Origin of the sequence: Streptomyces noursei, from assembly GCF_001646665.1 — a bacterium.
Taxonomy (GTDB): domain Bacteria; phylum Actinomycetota; class Actinomycetes; order Streptomycetales; family Streptomycetaceae; genus Streptomyces; species Streptomyces lavendulocolor.
Genome location: NZ_LWBU01000043.1, coordinates 165,859 through 187,594 on the forward strand (window position 1 = coordinate 165,859; position 21,736 = coordinate 187,594).

General features: G+C 76.1%; 15 protein-coding genes. 9 read left to right on the top strand and 6 right to left on the bottom strand.

Annotated features, from left to right (window positions below):
* Nucleotides 1-6 precede the first annotated feature (6 nt).
* The 4 genes from A4V12_RS04885 to A4V12_RS37915 all read right to left on the bottom strand — a co-directional run bounded on the left by A4V12_RS04885 (nt 7) and on the right by A4V12_RS37915 (nt 5,125).
* A complete protein-coding gene (locus A4V12_RS04885; protein WP_064067951.1) occupies nt 7-1,044 on the bottom strand; it encodes a lactonase family protein in 1,038 nt (345 codons plus the stop codon).
* 58 nt (nt 1,045-1,102) lie between these two features.
* Nucleotides 1,103-3,166: a galactose-binding domain-containing protein gene (locus A4V12_RS04890; RefSeq protein ID WP_064067952.1), complete on the bottom strand. Its 2,064-nt coding sequence runs from the start codon at nt 3,164-3,166 to the stop codon at nt 1,103-1,105.
* Nucleotides 3,167-3,730: 564 nt separating this feature from the next.
* On the bottom strand, nt 3,731-4,957 hold the full coding sequence (locus tag A4V12_RS04895; RefSeq protein ID WP_064067953.1) for a helix-turn-helix domain-containing protein: 1,227 nt from the start codon (nt 4,955-4,957) through the stop codon (nt 3,731-3,733).
* 15 nt (nt 4,958-4,972) lie between these two features.
* Nucleotides 4,973-5,125 carry a hypothetical protein gene (locus tag A4V12_RS37915; protein WP_199831219.1) on the bottom strand — a complete coding sequence of 51 codons (153 nt, stop codon included), beginning with the start codon at nt 5,123-5,125 and terminating at the stop codon, nt 4,973-4,975.
* 189 nt (nt 5,126-5,314) lie between these two features.
* Between A4V12_RS37915 and A4V12_RS04900 the strand changes: the two genes are divergently transcribed.
* The 9 genes from A4V12_RS04900 to A4V12_RS04940 all read left to right on the top strand — a co-directional run bounded on the left by A4V12_RS04900 (nt 5,315) and on the right by A4V12_RS04940 (nt 16,599).
* Entirely contained in the window at nt 5,315-6,283 is a 969-nt protein-coding gene (locus A4V12_RS04900; protein WP_064067954.1) for a DUF3068 domain-containing protein, read from the top strand.
* Between the two features lie 248 nt (nt 6,284-6,531).
* Complete coding sequence (locus tag A4V12_RS04905) at nt 6,532-7,959, top strand: glycosyltransferase family 4 protein (protein ID WP_079136813.1); 1,428 nt, start codon at nt 6,532-6,534, stop codon at nt 7,957-7,959.
* A 4-nt stretch (nt 7,960-7,963) separates the two neighbouring features.
* Nucleotides 7,964-8,689 (top strand): class I SAM-dependent methyltransferase, encoded by a 726-nt coding sequence (locus tag A4V12_RS04910; protein WP_064067955.1) that lies wholly within the window; start codon nt 7,964-7,966, stop codon nt 8,687-8,689.
* Nucleotides 8,686-12,912 carry an alpha-(1->3)-arabinofuranosyltransferase domain-containing protein gene (locus tag A4V12_RS04915; RefSeq protein ID WP_079136814.1) on the top strand — a complete coding sequence of 1,409 codons (4,227 nt, stop codon included), beginning with the start codon at nt 8,686-8,688 and terminating at the stop codon, nt 12,910-12,912. Before A4V12_RS04910 ends, A4V12_RS04915 begins: the two co-directional genes overlap by 4 nt.
* Complete coding sequence (locus A4V12_RS04920; protein WP_064067956.1) at nt 12,909-14,234, top strand: hypothetical protein; 1,326 nt, start codon at nt 12,909-12,911, stop codon at nt 14,232-14,234. Before A4V12_RS04915 ends, A4V12_RS04920 begins: the two co-directional genes overlap by 4 nt.
* 109 nt (nt 14,235-14,343) lie before the next feature.
* Nucleotides 14,344-15,075, top strand: coding sequence for a class I SAM-dependent methyltransferase (locus tag A4V12_RS04925; protein WP_064067957.1), 732 nt, complete (start codon nt 14,344-14,346; stop codon nt 15,073-15,075).
* A gap of 8 nt (nt 15,076-15,083) precedes the next feature.
* Nucleotides 15,084-15,995, top strand: coding sequence for a hypothetical protein (locus tag A4V12_RS04930; RefSeq protein ID WP_064067958.1), 912 nt, complete (start codon nt 15,084-15,086; stop codon nt 15,993-15,995).
* Nucleotides 15,982-16,203 carry a Trm112 family protein gene (locus A4V12_RS04935; RefSeq protein ID WP_064067959.1) on the top strand — a complete coding sequence of 74 codons (222 nt, stop codon included), beginning with the start codon at nt 15,982-15,984 and terminating at the stop codon, nt 16,201-16,203. Before A4V12_RS04930 ends, A4V12_RS04935 begins: the two co-directional genes overlap by 14 nt.
* 9 nt (nt 16,204-16,212) lie before the next feature.
* Entirely contained in the window at nt 16,213-16,599 is a 387-nt protein-coding gene (locus A4V12_RS04940; protein WP_064067960.1) for a VOC family protein, read from the top strand.
* Here the strand turns inward: A4V12_RS04940 and A4V12_RS04945 are convergent.
* Together A4V12_RS04945 and A4V12_RS04950 are read right to left on the bottom strand one after the other, a co-directional pair.
* Nucleotides 16,587-17,561 carry an NlpC/P60 family protein gene (locus tag A4V12_RS04945; protein WP_064067961.1) on the bottom strand — a complete coding sequence of 325 codons (975 nt, stop codon included), beginning with the start codon at nt 17,559-17,561 and terminating at the stop codon, nt 16,587-16,589. The two genes, A4V12_RS04940 and A4V12_RS04945, sit on opposite strands and share 13 nt — an antisense overlap.
* Nucleotides 17,562-17,700: 139 nt before the next feature.
* Complete coding sequence (locus A4V12_RS04950; protein WP_107415322.1) at nt 17,701-21,606, bottom strand: nSTAND1 domain-containing NTPase; 3,906 nt, start codon at nt 21,604-21,606, stop codon at nt 17,701-17,703.
* Nucleotides 21,607-21,736: the final 130 nt, after the last annotated feature.

The window sequence follows — 21,736 nt, forward strand, 5'->3', positions numbered from 1 at the left end:
GGACGCTCAGGAGAGGACCACGCACGCGGCGGCCGGCACCTCCAGCGCGCCGCCGCGCCGGAGGTCACCGCTCTCCGGGTCCGCGTCGAACCAGGTGACGTCGCCGGACCACTCGTTGGCGACGTACAGCCGGTTCCCGGACGGGCCGGCCACCAGGTCGCGGGGCCACACACCCCCGCAGTCCACGGCGCCCACGAGACGGGGCTTCTCCGCCCCGTCCGCGAGCGAGAACGTCAGGATCCTGTTGCTGCCGCGCACCGCGGCCCGGACGAACCGGCCGTCCCGCGCGGCGTGGACCACCGAGGGGTACACCCGCTCCCCGTCACCCGCGCCCTCCGGGTCGATCGCCACCTCCGCCAGCGGCTCCAGCCGCCCCGCCCCGGGGTCCCACCGGCAGACGGTCATCTGCGGCTCCAGCTCGTGCAGTACGTACGCGACCTCCCCGTCCGGGTGGAAGGCGAGGTGCCGCGGCCCCGACCCGGCCCGCAGCGCGGTCTCCCCGTGCACCCGGAGCCCCGCCGAAGCCGGGTCGTCCGCGCAGACCCGCACCGAGTCGGTGCCCAGGTCCACGCTGAGCACCCACCGTCCGCCGGGCGCGGGCAGCACCTGGTGGGCGTGCGGCCCGCGCTGCCGGTCGGCGTCGGGGCCCGAGCCCTGGTGGTCCAGCACGGCGGGCGGCCCCGCGAGGCTCCCGTCGGGGCGCACGGTGAGCCCGCTGACGCCGCCCGAGCCGTAGTTGGCCGTGTACAGCCGCCGCCCCGCCACGCACAGGTGCGTGGGGCCGGAGCCCGCCACGCCGACCGCCGGGCCGAGCGGGGTGAGCCCGCCGTCCGCCCCGGTGCGGAACGCCGCCACCGCACCGGGATCGGTGTCGCTCACCGCATAGAGGACCCCGGTGTCGCGGGCGAGGACGAGGCAGGAGGGGTTGACGACCGTGTCGACGCTCGTACGCGGAGTCAGCGCCCCGGTCGCCGGGTCCACGGCCGCGACGGTGATGCCGCGGCCGCCTCCCGAGGTGAACGAGCCGATGTACGCCCAGTGCACGCGATGCCCCTTCCGCCGTTGTCCGACTGGCTGGGCACTGTAGGCACGGGCCGGGGCGTCAGGAGCCGTACACGCCGACCTCGTGGAGCGAGTAGCCCCAATCGGTCCCGCGTTCGAGACCCGTGACGCGGACGTGGCGGGCCGGCACGGCGGTGAACCGGGCGGTGTCGAGGCCCCCGTCCCCGGCGGTGGTGGACCAGACGGTCCGCCACGTGTCGCCGTCGGTGGACACCTCGACGCGGTACGCCTTCCCGTACGCCCGCTCCCAGTCGAGGGTGACCCGCCCGACGGTGCGGGTGGCGCCCAGGTCGACGCCGAGCCACTGCGGGTCGCGCCAGTCGCTCGCCCAGCGGGTGCGGCGGTCGCCGTCCACGGCGCGGCCGGGCGCGTAACTGGTGAAGGGGTTCCACTCGGACGTACTGGCCGAGGCCGCCGCCCCGGCCGCCAGGTTCACCGCGCGGTGCCGTTCGGAGCCGCCCCAGGTGGACAGGTAGGACTCGGCGCCCCGCATGAGGTCGTCGACGACGTCCTGGCCGCCCGTGACCCTGATGTCCTCCAGCCAGTCCGGGACCAGGCCGTAGTGGGCGGCGCCGTCGGTGTTGATGTCCCAGGTGCGTTCACCGGTGGTCTGCCGGTCGATGAGCGAACCGCCGTCCGCGCTGCGGAACGGGTAGCGGACGGGGTTCGGCGCGTCCGCGCCCCGGGGGGCGGGCCAGCCGCCGACGCCGTTCATGTCGGTGCCGTAGCCGTAGCCGGCGCCGTACTTCTCGCGCAGGGCGTCCGTGCGCCGGGCCTCGGCGGTGAACGCCTCGGCGCCGTGCATGTACTGGGCGATGAACCCGCCGAGGCGGTAGACCCGCTCCGTCCAGTCCATGTCCATCCAGCTGTGCGAGGAGATCACGCCGGGGTACGACTCGGACTCCAGGACGTCCAGGACGCGGCCCGTCGCCTTCACGCTCATGTGGTCGATCTCGACCATCATCTTCCGCTCCATCATCCCGCGCAGGGCGTACTCGCCGAGCGCGGTCAGGCCGCGGGTGTTGCAGCGGGCGTCCGCGGCGTACGACGGGACCGCGACACCGGGCGGGAGCTTCTTCTCCGCCTCGGCCGCGGACGCGTTGCCGATGGGGTTGTCGGCCTGCGGACCGGTGCACTTCTCGGTCTTCCAGAACGTCCCCGTCGACAGGAACTGACCCACGTTGATGGCCGTTCCGAGGGTGCCCGAGTCGAACCGGACGCCGCACAGGGCGTTGTCGAACTTGTGGCACAGGAACATGCTGCGGACACCGAGCGCGTACAGCTCGTCGAGGCCCCGGTCGATGTCGGCCCTGTCGCACTGCGGGACGTCCAGAATCTGCTTGCAGCCGAACGGCTCCGAGGTCTCCACGCCCAGCACCACGGCCAGCTTGCCCTGCTCGATCACCGAGCGGGCCTGGCCCGAGTCGGTGACGATCCGGAACCAGCCCTCGCCGGGGCCACCGTACATCCGGTCGACGAACGCCTGCATCTCGTACGTGCGGCGCGCCTGGAGGCGGATGGACGTCATCTCGTCGCAGCCGCGGTCCTTGAAGAAGTAGACGGAGCAGATGACCCCGTTGGTGACGAGGTCGTTGACGAGGACGCGCTGGCCGCCGCGCCAGGCCCGTTCCACCCAGGCGTAGTAGTTCTGCTGGTGGGTCAGCGAGTCGTGGGCCGGCCAGTCCTTGAAGGTGGGCCAGCCGTGCGGGTCGTGCTTGCCGTCGCCGCCCTTGGTGATGAAGTCGAAGACGGCGAGGGAGCCGTCGGGGTAGTGCTCGGGGCAGTCCTTCAGCGCGTCGGCGACGCCGAGTTCGGAGAAGGGCTTGCCGCAGATCAGCCGGCCGCCGAAGGCCTCGTTGGACATCAGATGGTCGTGCGCGTCGACGAAGCCCCGCACCCGGCCCTGGGCGTCGGTGCCCTTGAACGGCTCCCCGGCGACGTCGACACGGGAGTCGGGGGCGGGCCGTGCCGGCGGCTCCCACCAGCCTGCCGAGGCGGCGGAGCCCGTGACGGCGGGCGCCGGTCCCAGGGTCAGCAGGGTGAGGATCAGGGACAGCACCGCGAGAACCTTGAGCCTGCCGTGCGAGCGTAGCGACAAGGCCATCACCCGATTTCCAGCCGGAGGGCACCGCCGGGAGCCGGACGCGTACCGGGCCCGCGGTGATTGTCATGTCCGCATAAATCGCGCGCGCGACGAGAATCCCGGCTGCGGGGTGAGCAGTCAAGGGGTCCGACGCTCATGTCGGGCCGTCCCGGCGGTGACGTCGGGCCGTCCCCGCGATCAGGCGCACCGGCCCGCGGTCCGCCCGCAGCCGTCACGTCCGGGCACGCGGTGCCGCCGCCCCAGGGCCCGCCCGCGGTCCGCCCGCGCCGGCCGCCTCCCGCACGCTGCCGGCTCCCGGGCGTACCGCCCCTGTGTGGGCTTCGCGCCCACCGGCCTCCGGCCACCGCACGCACGTGCTTCCGGCCCGCACGACCGCCGCGGGCACCGGCCTCCGTGTCCAGGCGGCCACGCGCGGTCCCCGCACGCACCGGCCTCCATGTCCAGGCGGCCGCCCGCGCGGGTCCGCACGCACCGGCCTCCGCGTCCGCCGGTTTCCGGGCTCCCAGCGGGCCGGGGCCGCTGCCGACCACCGCACCCACCACCCACCGCCCCGCACCCGTTGCGTCATGCCAGCCGGCCCTGTAATCGCTGGGCGCGGAGCACCAGTTCCAGTTCGAACCGCCGGTCCGGGTCCTCCACGTCGTCGCCCCACAGCTCCTTGATCTGCCGCATCCGGTAGCGGACCGTCTGCGGGTGGACGCCCAGCCGGGCGGCGATCTCCGGGGCGCCGCCCCGGGTCTCCAGCCAGGCCAGCAGCGTCTCCGCCAGCCGGCGCCGCTGCGTCGGGCCCCGGTCGGCGAGCGGCGCCAGGCAGCGGTCGGCCAGCGCCCCGATCAGTTCCTCGGGCGGCAGCAGGACCAGCGCGTCGATGTGCTCCGTGCAGTGCAGCAGGTCCCCCGACGGCAGCAGGCCGCGCTCGATCAGCCCCATCGCCTCCGTGGCCCAGCGCAGCGACGCCGCCGCGTCCGGCGGGGGCACGGCCGGGCCGATCGCACCCGTCCAGCCCCGCAGCGCCCGGTGCACCTGCTCGCGACGGCCCGGCACCCCCGGGTCCGGCACGAACAGCAGGGGCCGTTCGCGCTCCATGTCCAGCAGGACCTCCGCCCCCACGGCCGGCGCCACGCAGTCCCGGGCCGGCCGCTGGAGCACCCCCACGGCCACCCGCTGGGGCACCGCCCAGCCGATGCGGGCGGCGTGGGCGGCGTACTCCTCCAGGGGGTGTGACCGGTCGGGACGGTGCTCGCCCAGCAGCGCCTGCGTCAGCTTGCGCTGCAACCGCAGCCGCTCGCCCGCCTGCCGCGCGGCGGCCTCCGCGTAACCGCGCACCGTCTGGTCCACCAGGCCGTCGAGGAAGGCGAACCCGGCCTCCGCCAGGTCGTACATCGCCGGGGGCGGGATCCGCGCCTCGTGGCCGATCTCCGCCAGCCGCCGCCAGGCGAGCCGCACCCCCAGCCGGTACACCGCCTGGAGGGAGTCGAGCGTGCGGCCCTGCTGCCCCTCCCCGCGCCCGAAGTCCTGGAAGACCTCCAGGTGCGGCTGGGGACTGCCGGACCCGTACACGAGGTGCTGGAGGAACTCCTCCAGGGCGCGCCGGATGCCGACCAGGGCCACCAGCTCGCCCGAGTCGTCCACCAGCAGCGGCATGCGGGGATGCTCACGGCAGATCGTGTCGAGGATCTCCCGGGCGAGCGCGGGCACCTCTCCCATCGCGCGGTCGGCGAACTCGCGCACCTGGCGGTGGGGCAGGTCCGCCCAGGCCGCGCGTTCACCGGCCGGCGCCTGCGTGTCCACTCCGGTCACCTCCGGTCACCCCCGCGGCGAAGCCGTCTGATGGCTGATCAGTGGCACGTTGGGTTGTTCCGGGGTGGCCTCGAGCAGGGCCACGACGCCGAGGGCCGCTCCCACGGCGAGCGCCGCGGCGACCGCCACGGTGAGGGCGGCGGCGAGCAGTCTGGACATGGTCGGGTCAGCCTTTCTGACGCTGGGACCCCACCACGAGCCCGCCACCCCGGACGGCGACCACCCCATCGCACCAGTGCATTGACAGTCCGTCAAGAGGACCCCTACGGTTCCCGGCCCATACGGAGTCCCTCCCGGAGTGCACGTTACGCCGAGCAACCTCGTCCCGGCCCCCACGGAGTGTCCGCAATGCGTCGCACCGCTTCCCCCCTGTCGCTCATCCTGCTCGGGACCGGCGTGTTCCTGCTGGTCCTCGCCCCCTTGCTCGTCCAGTACGTCCAGCCGCGCGCCAAGGTGACCCCCATCGACGTCGACACCCTCACCGTCTTCACCGGTACGGGCAGTTACTTCGACACGCGCCGGATCGAGACCGTCACTGGCCGCCCGCTGACCATCACCCGCCAGGTGCGCGGGGACGTGGCCGACAGCGTCCGCAGCGGCCGGGCCGTGTGGGACGTCTCCACCTCGGTGGACGCCGAGCACACGCTCCCCGCCGCCGCCACCCACGACTCCCTCCAGTGGACCCTGGAACGCTGGGTCACCGACCGGCGCACCAACGAACCGGTGCACTGCTGCCAGGAGTCGCCGGCCTTCGACGGCGAGGCCTACCTGAAGTTCCCCTTCGATGTACAGAAACGCCCCTACCGCTGGTGGGACGGCACGCTCGGCTCCACCGTGACCCTCCGCTTCGCAGGTCGGGCCACGGTCCAGGGGTACGAGGGGTACCGCTTCACCGGCCGCGTGGAACCGGCGAGGACGGGCACACGCCTGGTGCCGGGCCGGCTCGTCGGGCAGCCCGGCCGGCCCCAGGTCCTCGCCGAGGAGTGGTACTCCAACCACGGCATCGAACTCGTCGTCGACCGACGCACCGGCCGCATCGTGAACGCCGCGATCGGCCCCCGGAAGGTGCTGCGCGCGCCCGGGTCGACCAAGGACGCGGTGGTCCTGCTGGACAGCCGGCGCCTGGAGTTCACCCCGGCGACCCAGCGCGCCCAGGTGGCGCTGGCCTCGGCGGACAATCGCAGACTCCGGCTGCTCGGACGAACGGCACCCCTCGGTGCGGCCGTCGCCGGCACACTGGCGGCCGCGGCCGGTGTGGTGCTCCTGGCCGGGGGAGGACGTGGGCGGGCGCGACGGGCCGGCCGGGCCGGGCGCTGACGACGGGATTCCGGCCCACCGCCAGCGAAACTGCGTGCTGCCGCCCCTCATCCGTGCGGAATTTGTCATCCGGGTGAGTAGCTGTGGCGGCGGAGTTGGCGAAAACTGACCAGCCCACCGCACCGCCACGCCCGCCTCTCCGGGGGCGGCCCTCCATGACCTGCTCCATCCCCCCACCCGGTGCCGGCGACCGCATGCCGGCCCGGAGCATCGTCATCGGTTCCCGACCCGAACGAGTTGGAGCCCGCATGCCCCAGCACGTGCCCCCCACGCTGACCGCAGCCCCGACCCCGCTCCCCGCCGCACCCCCGGCCCCGCCCCCGATCGGGACCCCGGCCCCGGCCTCCACCCCGGGCGGCGTCCCGGACCGGGCCGCTGCCCGTTCCGGACGGTCCTCCCGGGGCGGCGGCGCCGTCGGGGCTCCCCGCCGGATCGTCTTCCTCTCCCGGCGCGACCTCGGCAACCCCGCCGCCGGAGGCTCCGAACTGCTCGTCGACCGGCTCGCGGAGGGCCTGACGGAGCTGGGCCACGAGGTGACCCTGCTGTGCGGGGGCCCCGCCGTGTACCGCGACTACCGGGTCGTCTCGGCGGGCGGGGACCTCGGCCACTTCCTGCGGGCCCCCGCGGCGTTCACCCGCCAGGTCGGCGCCTGCGACCTGCTGGTCGAGGTGTGCAACGGCCTGCCCTACCTGGCGCCCCTGTGGCACCGGGGGCCCACCCTCTGCCTGGTCAACCACGTCCACACCGAGCTGTGGGGCATGCGCTACCCCCGCCCCGCCGCCGGCATCGGGCGCAGGCTGGAGCGCTGGGCCCTGTCCGGCGCCCAGCGGGGCAACCTCCTGGTGGCCGTCTCGGAGTCGACCGCGTCGGCGCTCGGCGCCCTGGGCGTCGACCCGGACCGGATCCGGATCGTGCACAACGGGGTCGAGGACCCGGGGCCCAGGACGCCCAGGTCCCGGGAACCGCTGTTCCTGGCGGTGGGCCGGCTGGTCGAGTACAAGCGCATCGACCTGCTGCTGCGGCTCTGGGAACGGGTGCGGCCGGTCACCGGGGGCACGCTGGTGATCGTCGGCGACGGCCCCGAGGCCCGGCGGCTCGAAGCCCTCGCCGGTCCCGGCGTCGTCCTCGCGGGCCGGGTGTCCGAGGAGGAGAAGCACCGGCTGCTGTGCGCCTCTTGGCTCCTGCTGCACCCGTCGGCGGTCGAGGGGTGGGGGCTGGTCGTCACCGAGGCGGCCGGGCGCGGCACCCCGTCGATCGGGTTCGACGTACCCGGACTGCGGGACTCCGTCGAGGACGGCGTGACCGGGGCGCTGGTGCGGGGCGAGAGCGCCTTCGCGGCGGCCTGGTGCGCGCTCGCCCTCGACCACGACCGCCGTGAGGCCATGGGCAGGGCCGCCGCCCTGCGGGCCGGACGCTACCGGTGGGCCACGACCGTACGGCGCTTCCGGGACGTCGCGGCGGAGGCGGCCGCCCGCCACGGCGCCCCGGCGCCGGGCGACGCCACCGGGCGGGACGGCGCGGCCCTCCCCGCCGGCGCCCCGGCCCGTACCCCTGCCGCGGCCACCCCGAGGACACCCACCGCCCCGGCGGCACCGGCACCCACCGCCCCGGCGGAACCGACCCCCGCGAGGACACCCACCGCCCCGGCGGAACCGACCGCGCCGCGCCGGGGCTGAGCCGATGAAGGACCCCTCGCTGCGCCGCTCCGTGGCCCTCTTCCGGGGCTTCCTGCGCGAACCGTCCGACCCCGGGGGCTTCTACGCGCTCCTCGCCCGCGACGCGGCGGACCAGGTGGAGCGGTACGAGCCGCTCGCCGGACGCGTCGTCGTCGACGTGGGCGGCGGAGGCGGCCACTTCACCGAGGAGTTCCGGCGCCGGGGCGCCCACGGCTACCTCTTCGAACCGGACCCGCGCGAGCTGACCGCCACCCGGCCGCCGCCCGAGGGGGCGGTCCTCGCCGACGGGTACCTGCTGCCCCTGGCCGACGGCACCGCCGACATCTGCTTCTGCTCCAACGTCCTGGAACACGTGGAGGACCCGGGCACCTTCCTCAGCGAACTGGTCCGCGTCACCCGCCCCGGCGGGCTGATCTACGTGTCCTTCACCAACTGGCTCTCCCCCTGGGGCGGCCACGAGTGGGCGCCCTGGCACTACCTCGGCGCCGACCGGGCACGCCGCCGCCACGAGCGCCGCACCGGCCGCCCGGCCAAACACGTCCTCGGCGACAACCTCTTCCGCGTCCACATCGGCCCCACGCTGCGCCAGGTCCGGGCCCGCGACGACGTGGCCGTGCTGTCCGCCCGCGCCCGCTACTGGCCGTTCCTCCCCGAACTGGTCACCAGGGCGCCGCTGCTGCGCGAGTTCGCCACCTGGAACCTCCTCCTCATCCTCCGGCGGTGCCCATGACCACCACCATTCCCGCGCCTCCCCGCTCCCCGGCGCCCGGGACGCCGCCCGCCCCCGGACCCGCCGACGGGCCCCGCTCCCGTCGCTGGATGTGGGGCTTCTGGGCCGCCGTCCTGACCGCGTTCCTGGCCGCGGCGCCGGGCCGCACGACGTTCGACACCAAACTGGGCGTCGTCCTCGACCCCCGGCGCTTCCTCGCGGACCTCGGCGAGCTGTGGCACAGCCGCGCCGGCTTCGGCGGCATCTTCGACCAGTACATCGGCTACGCCTTCCCGATGCTGCCGTTCCACGCCCTGGCGGACCTGGTGCGGCTGCCGGTGTGGCTCGCCGAACGGCTCTGGCTGTCGATCGTCGTGACGGCCGCCTTCTGGGGCGCGCTCCGCCTCGCCGAGCGGCTGGACTTCGGCACCGCCCGCACCCGGCTCCTCGCCGCGTCGGCGTACGCGCTGTGGCCCGTCTTCACGGTGGTGGTCGGCTCCACGTCCGCCGCCGCGCTGCCCGGCGCACTGCTGCCCTGGGTGCTGCTGCCCCTCACCGATCCCCGCCTCCCGGCCAGGGCCGCCGCCCTGCGCTCCGCGCTGCTGATCCCCCTGATGGGCGGGGTGAACGCGGCGTCGACGCTCGCCTCCCTGCTGCCCGTCGCCCTCTACCTGCTCAGCCGGCCGGCGGGCCCGCGACGGCGGACCCTGCTCGCCTGGTGGATCCCCGGCGTGCTGCTCGCCACCGCCTGGTGGGTCGTGCCCCTCCTCCTGCTCGGACTGCACGGCGAGAACTTCCTGCCGTACGTCGAGCAGTCGGAGACCACCACGGCCACCATGTCCGCCACCGAGATGCTGCGCGGCGCCGGCAACTGGGTGGCGTACCTGCACTTCGGCGAGGCATGGCTGCCCGCCGGCTGGACGGTGGCGACCGCCGTCCCCACGGTGCTCGGGTCGGCGTGCGCCGCCGCCCTGGGCCTGGCCGGCATCGCCCGCGGGGACGTGCCCGAACGCCGGTGGCTGATCCTGGTGCTGCTGTCGGTCGCCCTGGTGACCCTGGCCGGGTACGGCGGCCCGCTCGGCGGGCTCTTCCACGGCACCGTGCAGGAGTGGCTGAACACCTGGCTCGTCCCCTTCCGCAACATCTACAAGTTCCAGCCCGGCCTGGCGCTCGCCCTGGCGCTCGGGCTGGCCCACCTCACCGCCGTCCTCGGCCGCCGGCGCGGCGGGCGGGCGGCACGGGGACGGCCGTACGTCCCCTTCGCCGCCGCCGCGCTGGTGCTGCCCGGCCTGGTCCTGCCGTACGCCGACGGAAGCGTCCTGCAACCAGGGGCGTTCCGCGAGCTGCCCGCCCACTGGGAGCGCACCGCCGACTGGCTCGCCGAGCACGCGCCGACCACCCGCGCGCTCGTCGTCCCGGCGACGGCCCACGGCATCCACACCTGGGGCACCACCATCGACCAGCCCCTCGACGTCCTCGCCGACTCGCCCTGGGCCCAGCGCGACTACGTGCCGTTCGGCACGCCCGGCAGCCGGCGGGCGATGGACGCCGTGGAGCAGGCCCTGCTGTCCGGCGGCGAAGTTCCGGGCCTCGCCGCCTTCCTGGGCCGGGCCGGGCTTCACCACGTCGTCGTCCGCAACGACCTCGACCCCGACCAGATCGGATACGTCCCGCCGCAGACCGTCGCACGCACCCTGGAGGCGTCCGGCTACCGGCGCGTCACCGGGTTCGGGCCCGTCCTCACCGGGGGCCGGATCCCGGACGACACCCCCGTACAGGTCGAGGGCCTCTACCCCCGCCGGCAGGCCGTGGAGGTGTACGCGCCGCCCGAGGGCGCCGAGCGGCCGGGGCGGGCGGCCGTCCGGCCCGTCGCGGACACGGCCGTCGTCAGCGGCGGCCCCGAGGCGCTGCTGCGGCTGTCCGCCGACCCGTCGATGCGCGGCCGGCCCGCCGTGCTGGCCGGCGACGCGGCGCCGGGCCTGGACGCCCCCGCCGTACGGGCCGTGGCGGACGGACTGCGGCGGGCCGACACCCGCTTCGGGCTCGTGCACACCAACACCTCGTACACCTACACCGCGACCGAGCGGAACCCGTCCGGCAGCGTGCAGGACCCCGGCCGCCCGCCCCGCCAGATCCTCCCCACCGGCGACCCGCGCCACCAGACGGTCGCCGTGCTCCGCGGAGCCGCCTCGGTCACCGCGTCCAGCAGCGGCAACTGGCTGTTCCACCTCCCGCAGTACGACCCGGTGAACGCCTTCGACGGCGACCCCCGCACCGCCTGGACCGAGGGCGGCGCCGGCTCCCCGGTCGGGCAGTGGCTCCGGATCGGCTTCGACCGCCCACGGGACCTGCCCGGATCCGTGCGGCTGACCCCGCTCGCCCCGGCCGGGCTGCGCGCGGCGGCCACCTCCGTGCGCGTGGAGACCGAACGGGGCAGCGAGGTCAGCGCGCTGCGGCCGGACGGCACCCCGCAGACCGTACGGGTGCCGGCCGGGACCACCCGCCACCTCAAAATCACCATCGAGGGCGCCCAGCAGGGCCGGCCCGGGCTGATCGGGGCCGGCTTCTCCTCCGTCGACATCCCCGGCGTCACGGTCACCCGGCTCCTCGCCCTCCCGGAGGACACGGCCGGTGAGGACCGCGCGGCCCAGGACGTCGTGTCCCTCCACCGCGGCAGCGACCCCGGCGGCCTGTCGCCCGCGTCCGCCGAAACCGGCCTGCACCGGCAGTTCGTCATCCGCACCGCGGGCGCGTACACGCTGCGGGCGACCGCGCTTCCCGTACCGGGCGACGCGCTGGACCGGCTGCTGTACCGGGTCGCGCCCGGACAGCGCGCGAAGCTCACCGCCACCGCCGGCTCGACCGCCGGGCTCGGCTCCTCCCTCACCCCGCGCAACCTCGTCGACGGCGACCTCACCACCGCGTGGATCGCGGGGGACCGGGCCGTCATCCACCTCCGGTGGCCCGGGAAACGCCCGGTCGGGGAGATCGTGCTCGCACCCGCCGGCGGCCTGTCCACCCGCGCCCAGCAGGTGGAGATCGGCTCACCGGACGGGGCCGCGACCGCCTCCGTCGACGAGACCGGCCTCGCCCGCTTCCAGCCCATCACCACCGACCGCCTCGACATCACCGTGACCCGCGCCGCCCCGCTGACCCTGCACAACCCGGTCGCCGACGGACGCCTCCAACTGCCCGTCGGGCTCAGCGAGGTGTACGTACCGGCCCTCGACGACCTCCGGGTGCCGCAGCCCGACCCGGACACCGCGTTCGAGCTGCCCTGCGGACAGGGGCCGGTGCTCTCCGTGGACGGCACCCTCCACGCGACCGCCGCCCGCGGCAAGATCCGCGACCTGACCGAGCGCCGGCCCGTCGACGTGACCCTGTGCGCGGGCCCCGAACGCGGCGGCACCACCCGGCTCGCCGCCGGCACCCACCGGGTCGAGGCGGGGGACACCGGGCCGCTCGCCATCACCGACCTCAGCCTCACGCGCGGCGACGCGCCCCGCCCGGCCGCCCCGGCCGACCGGCGCACCCTGACCGTCACCGACTGGCCGGGCGACCGGCGCACCGCGGAGGTGGGCGCCGGCCCGGCCTCGTACCTCCAGATGTTCGAGAACCACAACGACGGCTGGCGGGCCACCCTGGACGGGCGCGAACTGACACCGGTCCGGATCGACGGCTGGCAGCAGGGGTTCCTCGTCCCGGAAGGCGAAGGCGGCACGATCCACCTGGAGTTCGCCCCCGCGCGGTGGTACGCCGCCGGGCTCGTCGCGGGCGTCGTGGGCGTCCTGCTGCTGGTGGGCCTCGTGCTGGTCCTCGGGCGCGGCCGGCGCGCGGCCGGCGCGGCGCCGCGGCCTCCGGCACCGGGACCCGTGCTGGGGCTGGCGGCGCTGACGGTGGTCGTCGCGCTGGTCGCCGGATGGGCGGCGCTCGTGGTGCCCGTCCTCGCCGTCGCCGCCCACCTGCGGCGCTCACTGACGGCGGCCGTGGCACTCGTGGCGATGGGCGCGGCGGGCGCCGTGGCCGCCTGGGACGCGGGCACCCCGCCCTCGGCGGGCGACGGGACGTTCGGGCCGGTCGCCCAGTTCCTCGCCGTGACGGCGCTGGCGGCCGCCGCGGTGACCACCAGGAGGGCCGGGGACCCGCCCGGCACGCCCCCGCCCGGCCCGTCCGCGGACACCGCCCCGCTCCCTCGGCGGCGCCCGCCCGCCGAACACCCCCGCACCGAGGAGAACGGCCGATGACCGCCCCGCACCGCCACCCCGCCCGGCACGACGGGCACGGGCCGCCCGCCCGGCCCACCGGGGAACGGGTGCCGTTCTCCACCGTCGACGAGGTCACCCGGCACTGCCTGACCCCGCAGGAGCCGGAGACCGTCCACATCGAGGTCCACCTCCCGGGCCGCCCCGACGCGGCACGGCTGCGCACCGCGTTCACCGAGGCGCTGCGGCGCCACCCGCGCATCCTGATGCGCGAAGCACCCGGCGCCTGGTACCGGCGGCGGTACGCGTGGGAACTGACCACCGGCCCCGACCCGGGCACGGACGTCGTCTCCGTACCGGACCCCGGGCCCGGCGCACTGGAACGGGCACGGCGCCGGGCCCTGAGCGAGGCCCCGCCCCTCACCTCCTCCCCGCCCGTACGGCTGGAGGTCGTCGACCGCGTCCTGGTGCTGACCGTCAACCACACGGCCCTCGACGGCCCCGCCTGCCTCCGCGTCCTGGCGACCGCCGCGGAACTCTACGGCGGCCGCGACAACGCCCCTGAGGCGCCGCCCGTGCGCCCGCCCGCCGGCGCGGCGCCACGCGGCCGGTTCCCCGAGGCGGGCGGCACCGGGTTCGCCCGGGTGGCCCGGGTCGCCCGCGGGACCCCGGGCCCCGGCCCCGCCAACGGCATGCTCGTCACCGAACTGGCCGTGCCCGCACGCCCCAGGGGTGCCCCGTACACGGTCAACGACCAGCTCATGGTGGCGGCCGCCCGCACGATCGCCCACTGGAACCGCGAACGGGGCGGCGCCGCGCGCCCGTTGCGGATCACCATGCCGGTGGACGACCGGACGCGGGGGGCCGACATGCCCATCGGCAACGGCACCCGACTGGTCGAAGTCCCCTTCGCGCCGGGCGAACTGGACGGCCCCACCCCCGAACTGCTCCGGCTGACCGCCGCCCGCACCCGCGCGCTCAAGGCGCTGCACCGCCCCCAGCTCGGCCGCGGCGCCGCACTGCTGACCGCGCCGGTCCTGCCCGTCGCCGTCCGCGCCGCCGCGGCGCGCACCGCCCGCCGCGCCCTCGCCCCCTGGACGTCCACCACCCTGCTCAGCAACATCGGCCGGGTCCCCTACCCGCTCGACTTCGGCGAGGGGGTCGGGGCGGCGCGCGCCGTCTGGTTCTCCGCCCCGGCCCGCATGCCGCGCGGGCTGACGGTCACCACGGCCGGCACCGGCGGCCGCCTGCACCTGGCCCTGCGCTGGTCGGCCGCGCTGCTCGGCCCGGACGACGGCGCCCGGCTGCGCGACCTCTTCGCCCGGTACCTCGACGCCACCGGCCCGGCCGGCCCGCGCACGTGACCTCCCGCCGGACACCCGCCACCGACCGCGTGACCGCCCGCCCGGACGCCCGACACCGACCCGCCCGCCGGACGTCCGTGTGAACGCCCCACCGGATGAGGGAGCCCCCATGACCACCACCGCCCGGCCCCCCGCGGGCCTGCGCGACTTCTACGAGAACCCCGCCGTGCCCGTCGCCTCCGGGGACGCCCGCAGCCGCTGCCAGGCGCGGATGCTCGCGACCGCCCTGCGCGGCAGGGCCGGCGCCACCGTCCTCGACGTCGGCTGCGGCGACGGCACCGCGGCGGCCGTCACCGCCCGCCTGCTCCCCGGCCACCGCATCATCGGCGTCGACTGGTCGCAGGACGCGCTGCGCAGGGCGGCACCCCGCATCGGCACGGTCGTGCGCGGCGAACTGGAGGGCGGCGGGCTGCCGTTCGCCACGGGAGCGGCGGACGCGGTCCTGTTCGCGGAGGTCATCGAGCACCTCGTCGACCCGGACGGCGCGCTCGACGAACTCCGCCGCGTCCTCGCGCCCGGCGGCCATCTGATGCTGTCCACCCCCAACCTGGCCGCCTGGTACAACCGGGCACTGCTCCTCGCCGGCGTCCAGCCCGTCTTCTCCGAGGTGAGCCTGCGCGGCATCCACGGCCGCCCGGGCTCCGAGGTGGTGGGCCACCTGCGCCTCTACACCGCCCGCGCGCTGCGGCAGTTCCTCGCCGCGTCCGGATTCGAGGTCGTCCGCCTCGCCGGCGCCCCCTTCCACGGGGTGCCGCGCGCCCTGCGGCCCCTGGACCGCCTGGCCTGCGCGGTGCCGGGCGCGGCCTCGATCCTGCTCGTCCACGCCCGGCGCGCCCGGTGACGAGCGGGATGTGGTGGGGCGTGGCCGCCGCACTGTCCGCCAACGTCCTCTACAGCTCCGGGTTCGTCCTGGAGAAGCGCGCCCTGTCCGGCATCCCGTCGCTCAGCGTCCGTCACCCCCTGCGCCTGGTGCGACTGCTGCTCGGCAGCCCGCTGTGGATCGGCGGCTCCCTCGCCCTGGCGGCTGGTTTCGGCGCCCAGCTGGTGGTGTACCGGACCCTGCCGATGGCCGCCGCGCAAGGGCTGTTCGTCTCGGGCCTCGTCCTGCTGCTCCTGCTGTCCTCCCTGGTCCTCGGCGAACGCCTGTCCCCGCGCGAGCGGTACGCCACGGCGGGGATCCTCGCCGCGCTGCTGATGGTGGTCGGCTCGCTGCGTCCCGAACCTGCGGAGGTGGGCGACACCGCCTCCACCGGCTCCGTGCTCGCCCTCGGCGGCGTCTCGCTGGCCGCCGGCTTCTGGCTGTACGCCGCCGGCGGGCGCCGGTCCGCCCGCGGGCGGCACGCGGCGCCCCCCGCCGGGGTGGCCCACGCGGTCGCCGTCGGCCTGGTCTACGGCGTGAGTTCGCTGGCGATCAAGGGCATCTCCGGGCGCCTCGCCCCCGACGCGCCCCTCGACTCCGCCCTGTCGCTGGCGGCCACCCCGTACCCCTACCTGCTGCTGATCACGGGCGCCGGCGGCCTCGTCCTGTCCCAGGCCGCCCTGCAGCGCTGCCGCGCGTCGCTGGTCGTCCCCGTCTGCACCACCACCTCGTGCCTGTACACCGCCACCCTCGGCACCCTCGCGTTCGGCGAGTCGCTGCCCGCCGAACCCCTGCGCCTGGGACTGCTCCTGGCCGGGGCGGCCCTGGCGGTGTCCGTACTCCTCGCGCTGTCCGTCCCCACCACCCCGCAACCGAAAGGGGCGCGCCATGAAGCCCGATGACCCGCTGCTCACGATCCTCGTCTGCCCGCTGGACAAGGGCCCGCTCATCCTTCTGCCGGCCGGCGACGCCCTCTACAACCCCCGGCTGCGCCGCCTGTACCCGGTCACCGGCGGCATCCCGCAGCTGTTGCCGTCCTCCGGCCGGCAGGTCCCGGACGACGAGCACGAACGGCTCGTCGCCGGCCCACCGGCCGGAGGGGCGGCGTAGGGTCCCGGTATGGTGCACGTACTGAGCAGCAGGGTCCTGCTGCGTCCCCGTGATCCGCACGCGTCGCGCGTCTTCTACGGCGAGACCCTGGGCCTCGCCGTCTACCGGGAGTTCGGTACCGGCCGGGAGCGCGGGACCGTCTACTTCCTCGGCGGCGGGTTCCTCGAGGTGTCCGGCCGCTCGGAGGAGCCGCCGACGACCACGCTGCGGCTGTGGATGCAGGTCGCCGACTGCGCGGCGGCCCACGACGAACTGGCCGGCCGTGGCGTGCGCGTGCTGCGCGAGCCCGTCCGGGAGCCGTGGGGCCTGATCGAGATGTGGATCGCCGACCCCGACGGCCACCGCATCGTGCTGACCGAGGTGCCCGCGGACCATCCGCTGCGCTACCGGCCCTGAGCGGTCCGCACCTCACCTGTGTCAGAGGCGCAGGTGGGTACGGAGTCGAGCCACGCGGGTCCCTTGATGTAGATGTTGGTGACCCAGGCGCGGTAGTCGGGCAGGTAGGACCAGGCGTCGTTGGTGTAGCCGTCGGAGGTGACCGTCTCCGCGTGCTTCTGGCACTGGACGCGGACGGTCGTCGGGCCGGGGAACGCGTACACGCGCGCGGCCCGCACCGACGGCTGCGCCTTCGTCCACACGCCCTCGCCCCAGGTGCTGAAGACGTGCCCGGTCACCGGCCCGGTGTCCACCCGGACGGCGCCGAAGTACCCGCCGTCCAGGCGGACGTCGCTGACCATCAGCCTGGTGCCGGACTGCCGCGCCTCCGCCATCTTCCCGGCGCCCAGGTACAGGGCGATGTGGTGCAGCTTCTGCGAGTTGCCCCAGACCAGCAGGTCGCCAGGGACCAGCGGGGCGAGCCCCTGCGCGGCGGTGAAGCGTTCCGCGGCGCGGTGCGTGTAGTACTGCGCGGAGGCCACGCCGTTGAGGATGTCCTCGCCGGTGGCCCGGGCGTAGGCGTGGCGCACCAGGCCGGAGCAGTCGAAGCCGAGCCGCTCGGGGTCGTGCTCGCTGGCCGGGTCGGTCGGGTCGACCTGTCCGTACGTGGGGCCGGGCCGCGGGCCGTGCCCGCCGCCCCACGTGTACCAGACACCCGCCGCCACCTGCTCGCACGCGGCGGCCACGGCGCGCTCGGCCGCCGCGGAGGCCCCGGGCGCGCGGACGGCACACGTGTCGTCGGCGGCCACGGCACCGGACGCGGCCACCGCACCGGACGCGGCCACCGCACCGGAGGCGGGCGCGGGTGCGGCCGCCTGTGCGGGCCGGGGCACCGGGGGTGCCCCCGACGCGGGCGCCGGCGCCCAGAGGAGGAGGACGGTCCACGCGGTGAGCGCGGCGATGGCGTGGCGGCGTCGAAGCATGCTGGTCCCTCGTTCCCCGGAGACGTTCCTGTCCGGAAGCAGCCTGTGTGCCGTGCCGTCCGGTGGCGAGACCCCGGCCGCGCACCATCCGGACGGGCAACGGGAAACCCGCCGGGAAACCCCCGGCGACCGGGCCGGATCAGGGGCGTGCACAGGCGCCGCCGAGCGGGACCGGCAGGTCGGGCAGCAGCCGCTCGCGCTCCTCGGGGCCGATGCGCTGCCGCACCCGGCAGATCTCCGCCAGCCGGCTCCCGACGTCCAGGTCCCACAGCCGTACGGTGCCGTCGTTGCTGCTGCTGGCCACCGTCCGCCCGTCCCGGGAGAACGCGATGCCCCACACCGCGTTCGTATGACCCGTCAGGGCCGCCCACAACCGGCGCCCCGGCACGTCCCACAGCCGGACCGTGCGGTCGTTGCCGCTGCTCGCGAGCGTCCGCCCGTCGGGGGAGAAGGCGATGCCGCGCGCCGAACCGGTGTGGCCGGTCAGCGCCCCGACCGAGCGGCGCGAGGGGACGTCCCACAGCCGTACGACGCCGTCGTTGCCGCTGCTGGCGAGCATCCGGCCGTCCGGCCCGAACGCCACGCCACGGACGGCGCCGGTATGGCCGGTGAGGACGGCCAGCGGCCGCCGGGAGGCGACGTCCCACAGCCGTACGGCCAGGTCGTCCCCGGCGCTGGCGAGCGTCCGCCCGTCGGGACTGAACGCGACGTCGTTGGCGAAGTCGGTGTGACCGGTCAGCACCGCCGAGGACCGCCGGGACGCCACGTCCCACAGCCGGACCCTGCCGTCGGACCCGGCCGACGCGAGCGTCCGCCCGTCCGGCGAGAACGCCACCGAGAACACGTCCCCGCGCGTCCAGGTGAGGACGGCCGGCGGACGCCGGGAGGCCACGTCCCACAGCCGCACCGTGCCGTCGGACCCGGCCGACGCGAGCGTCCGCCCGTCCGGCGCGAACGCCACCGAGAACACCGTCTCCCGGTGACCCGTGAACGTCGCCAGGACCCGGCGCCCCGCCACGTCCCACAGCCGCACCGTGTGGTCGGCGTCCGCCGTGGCCAGCGTCCGCCCGTCCGGGCTGTACGCGGCCTGCCAGATCTCGGTGAACGGACGCGGCGTCAGGACCGAGCCCCGCAGGTCCCACAGCGCCACCGACCGGTCGAACCCGGCGGTGGCCAGCACCGCGCCGCCCGGATCGACGGCCACCCCCAGCACGTAGTCGGTGTGGCCGGTCAGCGTCACGGCCGGCCGGCCGCTGCGCACGTCCCACAACCGGGTCGTCCCGTCGCCGCCCGCGCTGACCACCGTCGTACCGTCGGGCGTGAACGCGACCGCGTTGACGTCGTCGTCGTGCCCCGTCAGCACCCGCCCGCCACGGCCCGACCGGGCGTCCCACAGCCGCACCGCCCGGTCCACGCCCCCGGTGGCCACGGTCCGGCCGTCCGGGGCGAACGCTGCGCCGAGCACCTCGTCCGTGTGCCCCCGCAGGACGGCCAACGGCCGGCCGCTCGCGCCGTCCCACAGCCGCACGGTCCGGTCGGACCCGGCCGACACCAGCGTCCGCCCGTCCGGCGCGTACGCCACGGCGTTGACCCTCCCCGCGTGACCGGGCAGCAGTGCCATGACCCGCGCCCCGGGGACGTCCCACAGCAGGACCGTGCCGTCCGCCCCCGCGACGGCCAGCGTCCGCCCCCGCGGCGCGAACGCCACCGAACGCGCGCCCGTGGTGCGGGCCGGCAGCACCGCCGCCCCCGCCCCCGCCCGGCGCCCGGCCGGGTCCCACAGGCGCACCGGCCCCGCCGTGGACGTCACCGCGAGGGTCCGCCCGTCCGGGGCGAAGGCCACCGCGCGCACCCGCCCGCGGACCGCGTACGTCGCGGTGGTCCGGCGGTCGGCCACCCGCCACAGCCGCACGGTGCCGTCCGAACTCGCCGACGCCACCAGCCGCGCATCCGGCGCGAAGGCCACCGCGTTGACCGGCCCGCGATGGCCGCGCAGCCGGGCGGAGAAGGCCTGCGACTGGGTGCTCAGCAGCGCCCCGCGCGCCTCGGTCGTCGCCTCCGTGCGGTAGGCCTCCTCGGCCAGCAGCATGGACGCCTCCGGCCGGCCCGAGGCGAGCGAGGTGGACCGCACCGCGAGCGCCTGCGAGCGCGCCACGCGCTCCTGGTCGAGGGCGCCGGCCCGCTGCTGGTAGGCCACGCCCCCCGCGGTCAGCGCGAGGGCCAGCAGCACGACGAGCGTGGCCAGCATCCGCTGCTGCCACCGCACCTGGCGCCTGGCCTGCGCTGCCCGGCCGTCCTCCTCCGCCCGGCTCGCGCGCAGGAACGCCGCCTCGCGGGGGCCGAGCCTGCTCGCGCCGTCCAGCTCGTCCGCCCAGGTGCGCACGGTGTCCAGACGGGTCCCGCGGTACAGCGCGGACGGGTCGCGCCCCTCGCGCTCCCACTCCTCGGCGGCCTGGGCGAGCTGCTGGTGGATCAGCAGCCCGGCCCGGTCGGCGTGGATCCAGCCGTGCAGCCGGGGCCAGGCGTGGAGCAGCGCCTCGTGGGTGATCTCGACGGTGTCGCTGTCCAGGGTGATCAGCCGGGCCCGGACGAAGGCGTCCAGCGCCGCCGCGGCGCCCTCCGCGTCCGCGAACTGCTCCAGCAGCGCCGTCCGGCCCGTCCGCCTCCGGGTGGCCCCGGCGCCGTCGGCGACGTGCACCAGCCGCACCAGCATCCGCCGCAGGGCCCGCTGTTCGGCCGGGTACAGACGGGCGAACACGTCCTCCGCCGTGCGCGCGACCGCCCCCTGGATGCCGCCGGTCGCCTCGTACCCGGCGACGGTCAGGGTGGCGCCCTCGCGCCGCTGCCAGGTGGCCATGAGCGCGTGGGACACCAGCGGCAGGGCGCCGGACGGGGCACGCTCCGGGGCCCCCCGGGGGCCGGCCGGGTCGCCCGGGTCGTCGCGCAGCCCGGCGTCCCGCAGCAGCAGCGGGACCAGCCCCGGTTCGAGCGCCGCGCCCGCGAGCAGGGCCGGGCGCGTGATGGCCTCGCACAGCTCGGCCACGGACATGGGGGGCAGCACGAACAGCCCCTCCGTGAAGAGGGACGGCGGATCGGGGAGGTCCAGGCACCTGCCGGTGAAGTCGGCCCGGACGCCGATCACCACGACGGCGGCGTCGTACCCGGTGGTCTCCGGGCGGGAGGTGGCGAGGGCGGTGAGCACCCGGACGAAGGCCCGCCGTTCGTCCTCGTCGGAGCAGAGCGTGAACAGCTCCTCGAACTGGTCGACGACGAGCACCGGCCGGACGGGCGGAGGCCGCCGGCCCCCGGACTCGGGTGCCGCCCCGTCCCCCTCGCCGCGCCCCGGAGCGCGGGCGCCAGGCACCCGCCCGCCGTCCGGCGGGCCCCCGCCCGACAGCAGGCGCACGGCCTCCAGCAGGGCCTCCGGCCGCTCCCGCAACTGCCCTACGCCGACGCCGTGATCGCTCCCGAGGGCCTTGGCCGTGCGGTCCAGCAGCTCCTGCAGCGGCTGTGCGGTGGGCGTGCACACCACCAGCGGCCATCCGTCGGCGCCGGCCGTCGGGAACCCGCCCGGCCGCCGGAGAGCCGGTACGAGACCGGCGTTGAGCAGCGAGGACTTGCCCGCCCCCGACGGGGCGACCACCAGCAGCGGCCCACCACCGAGCCGTTCGAACACCCGCTCCACCAGGGCGGCCGTCACCCGCTCGCGGCCGAAGAACCACCCCGCGTCCTGCGGCCCGAAGGCCGACAGGCCGCGGTAGGGGCAGTTGTCCTCCGGCCGGCCGGCGGGCGGCCCGGGGGGCGGCGTCTCCCGCACCAGGCGCAGCAGTTCGCCGTCCGCCCCCAGGACCTGGTCGCACCGGCGCGCCACATCGACGGTGACCCGCTTCGCGCCGGTCTCGATCTTGCTGAGATAACCCTTGCTGTAGTGCGTCCGACGCGCCAGGTCGGCCAGGGACAACCCGCGTCGCAGTCGCAGGTGTCTCAGCCGCGCCGAGAAGGACTCGGCGACGTCGTCGGGCGGTTCGCACGGACGGTCGGTCATCCGTCCGCGTTCCGGATCCCCCAAAGCATCCCCCATGGCAAGGTGCGCCCGGACAGTGAGATGACAGGAGCCCAGGCTACAGCGGGGGTACGACACCGGACCGCACCATTCGTCCGGTGTGGCGGGAACA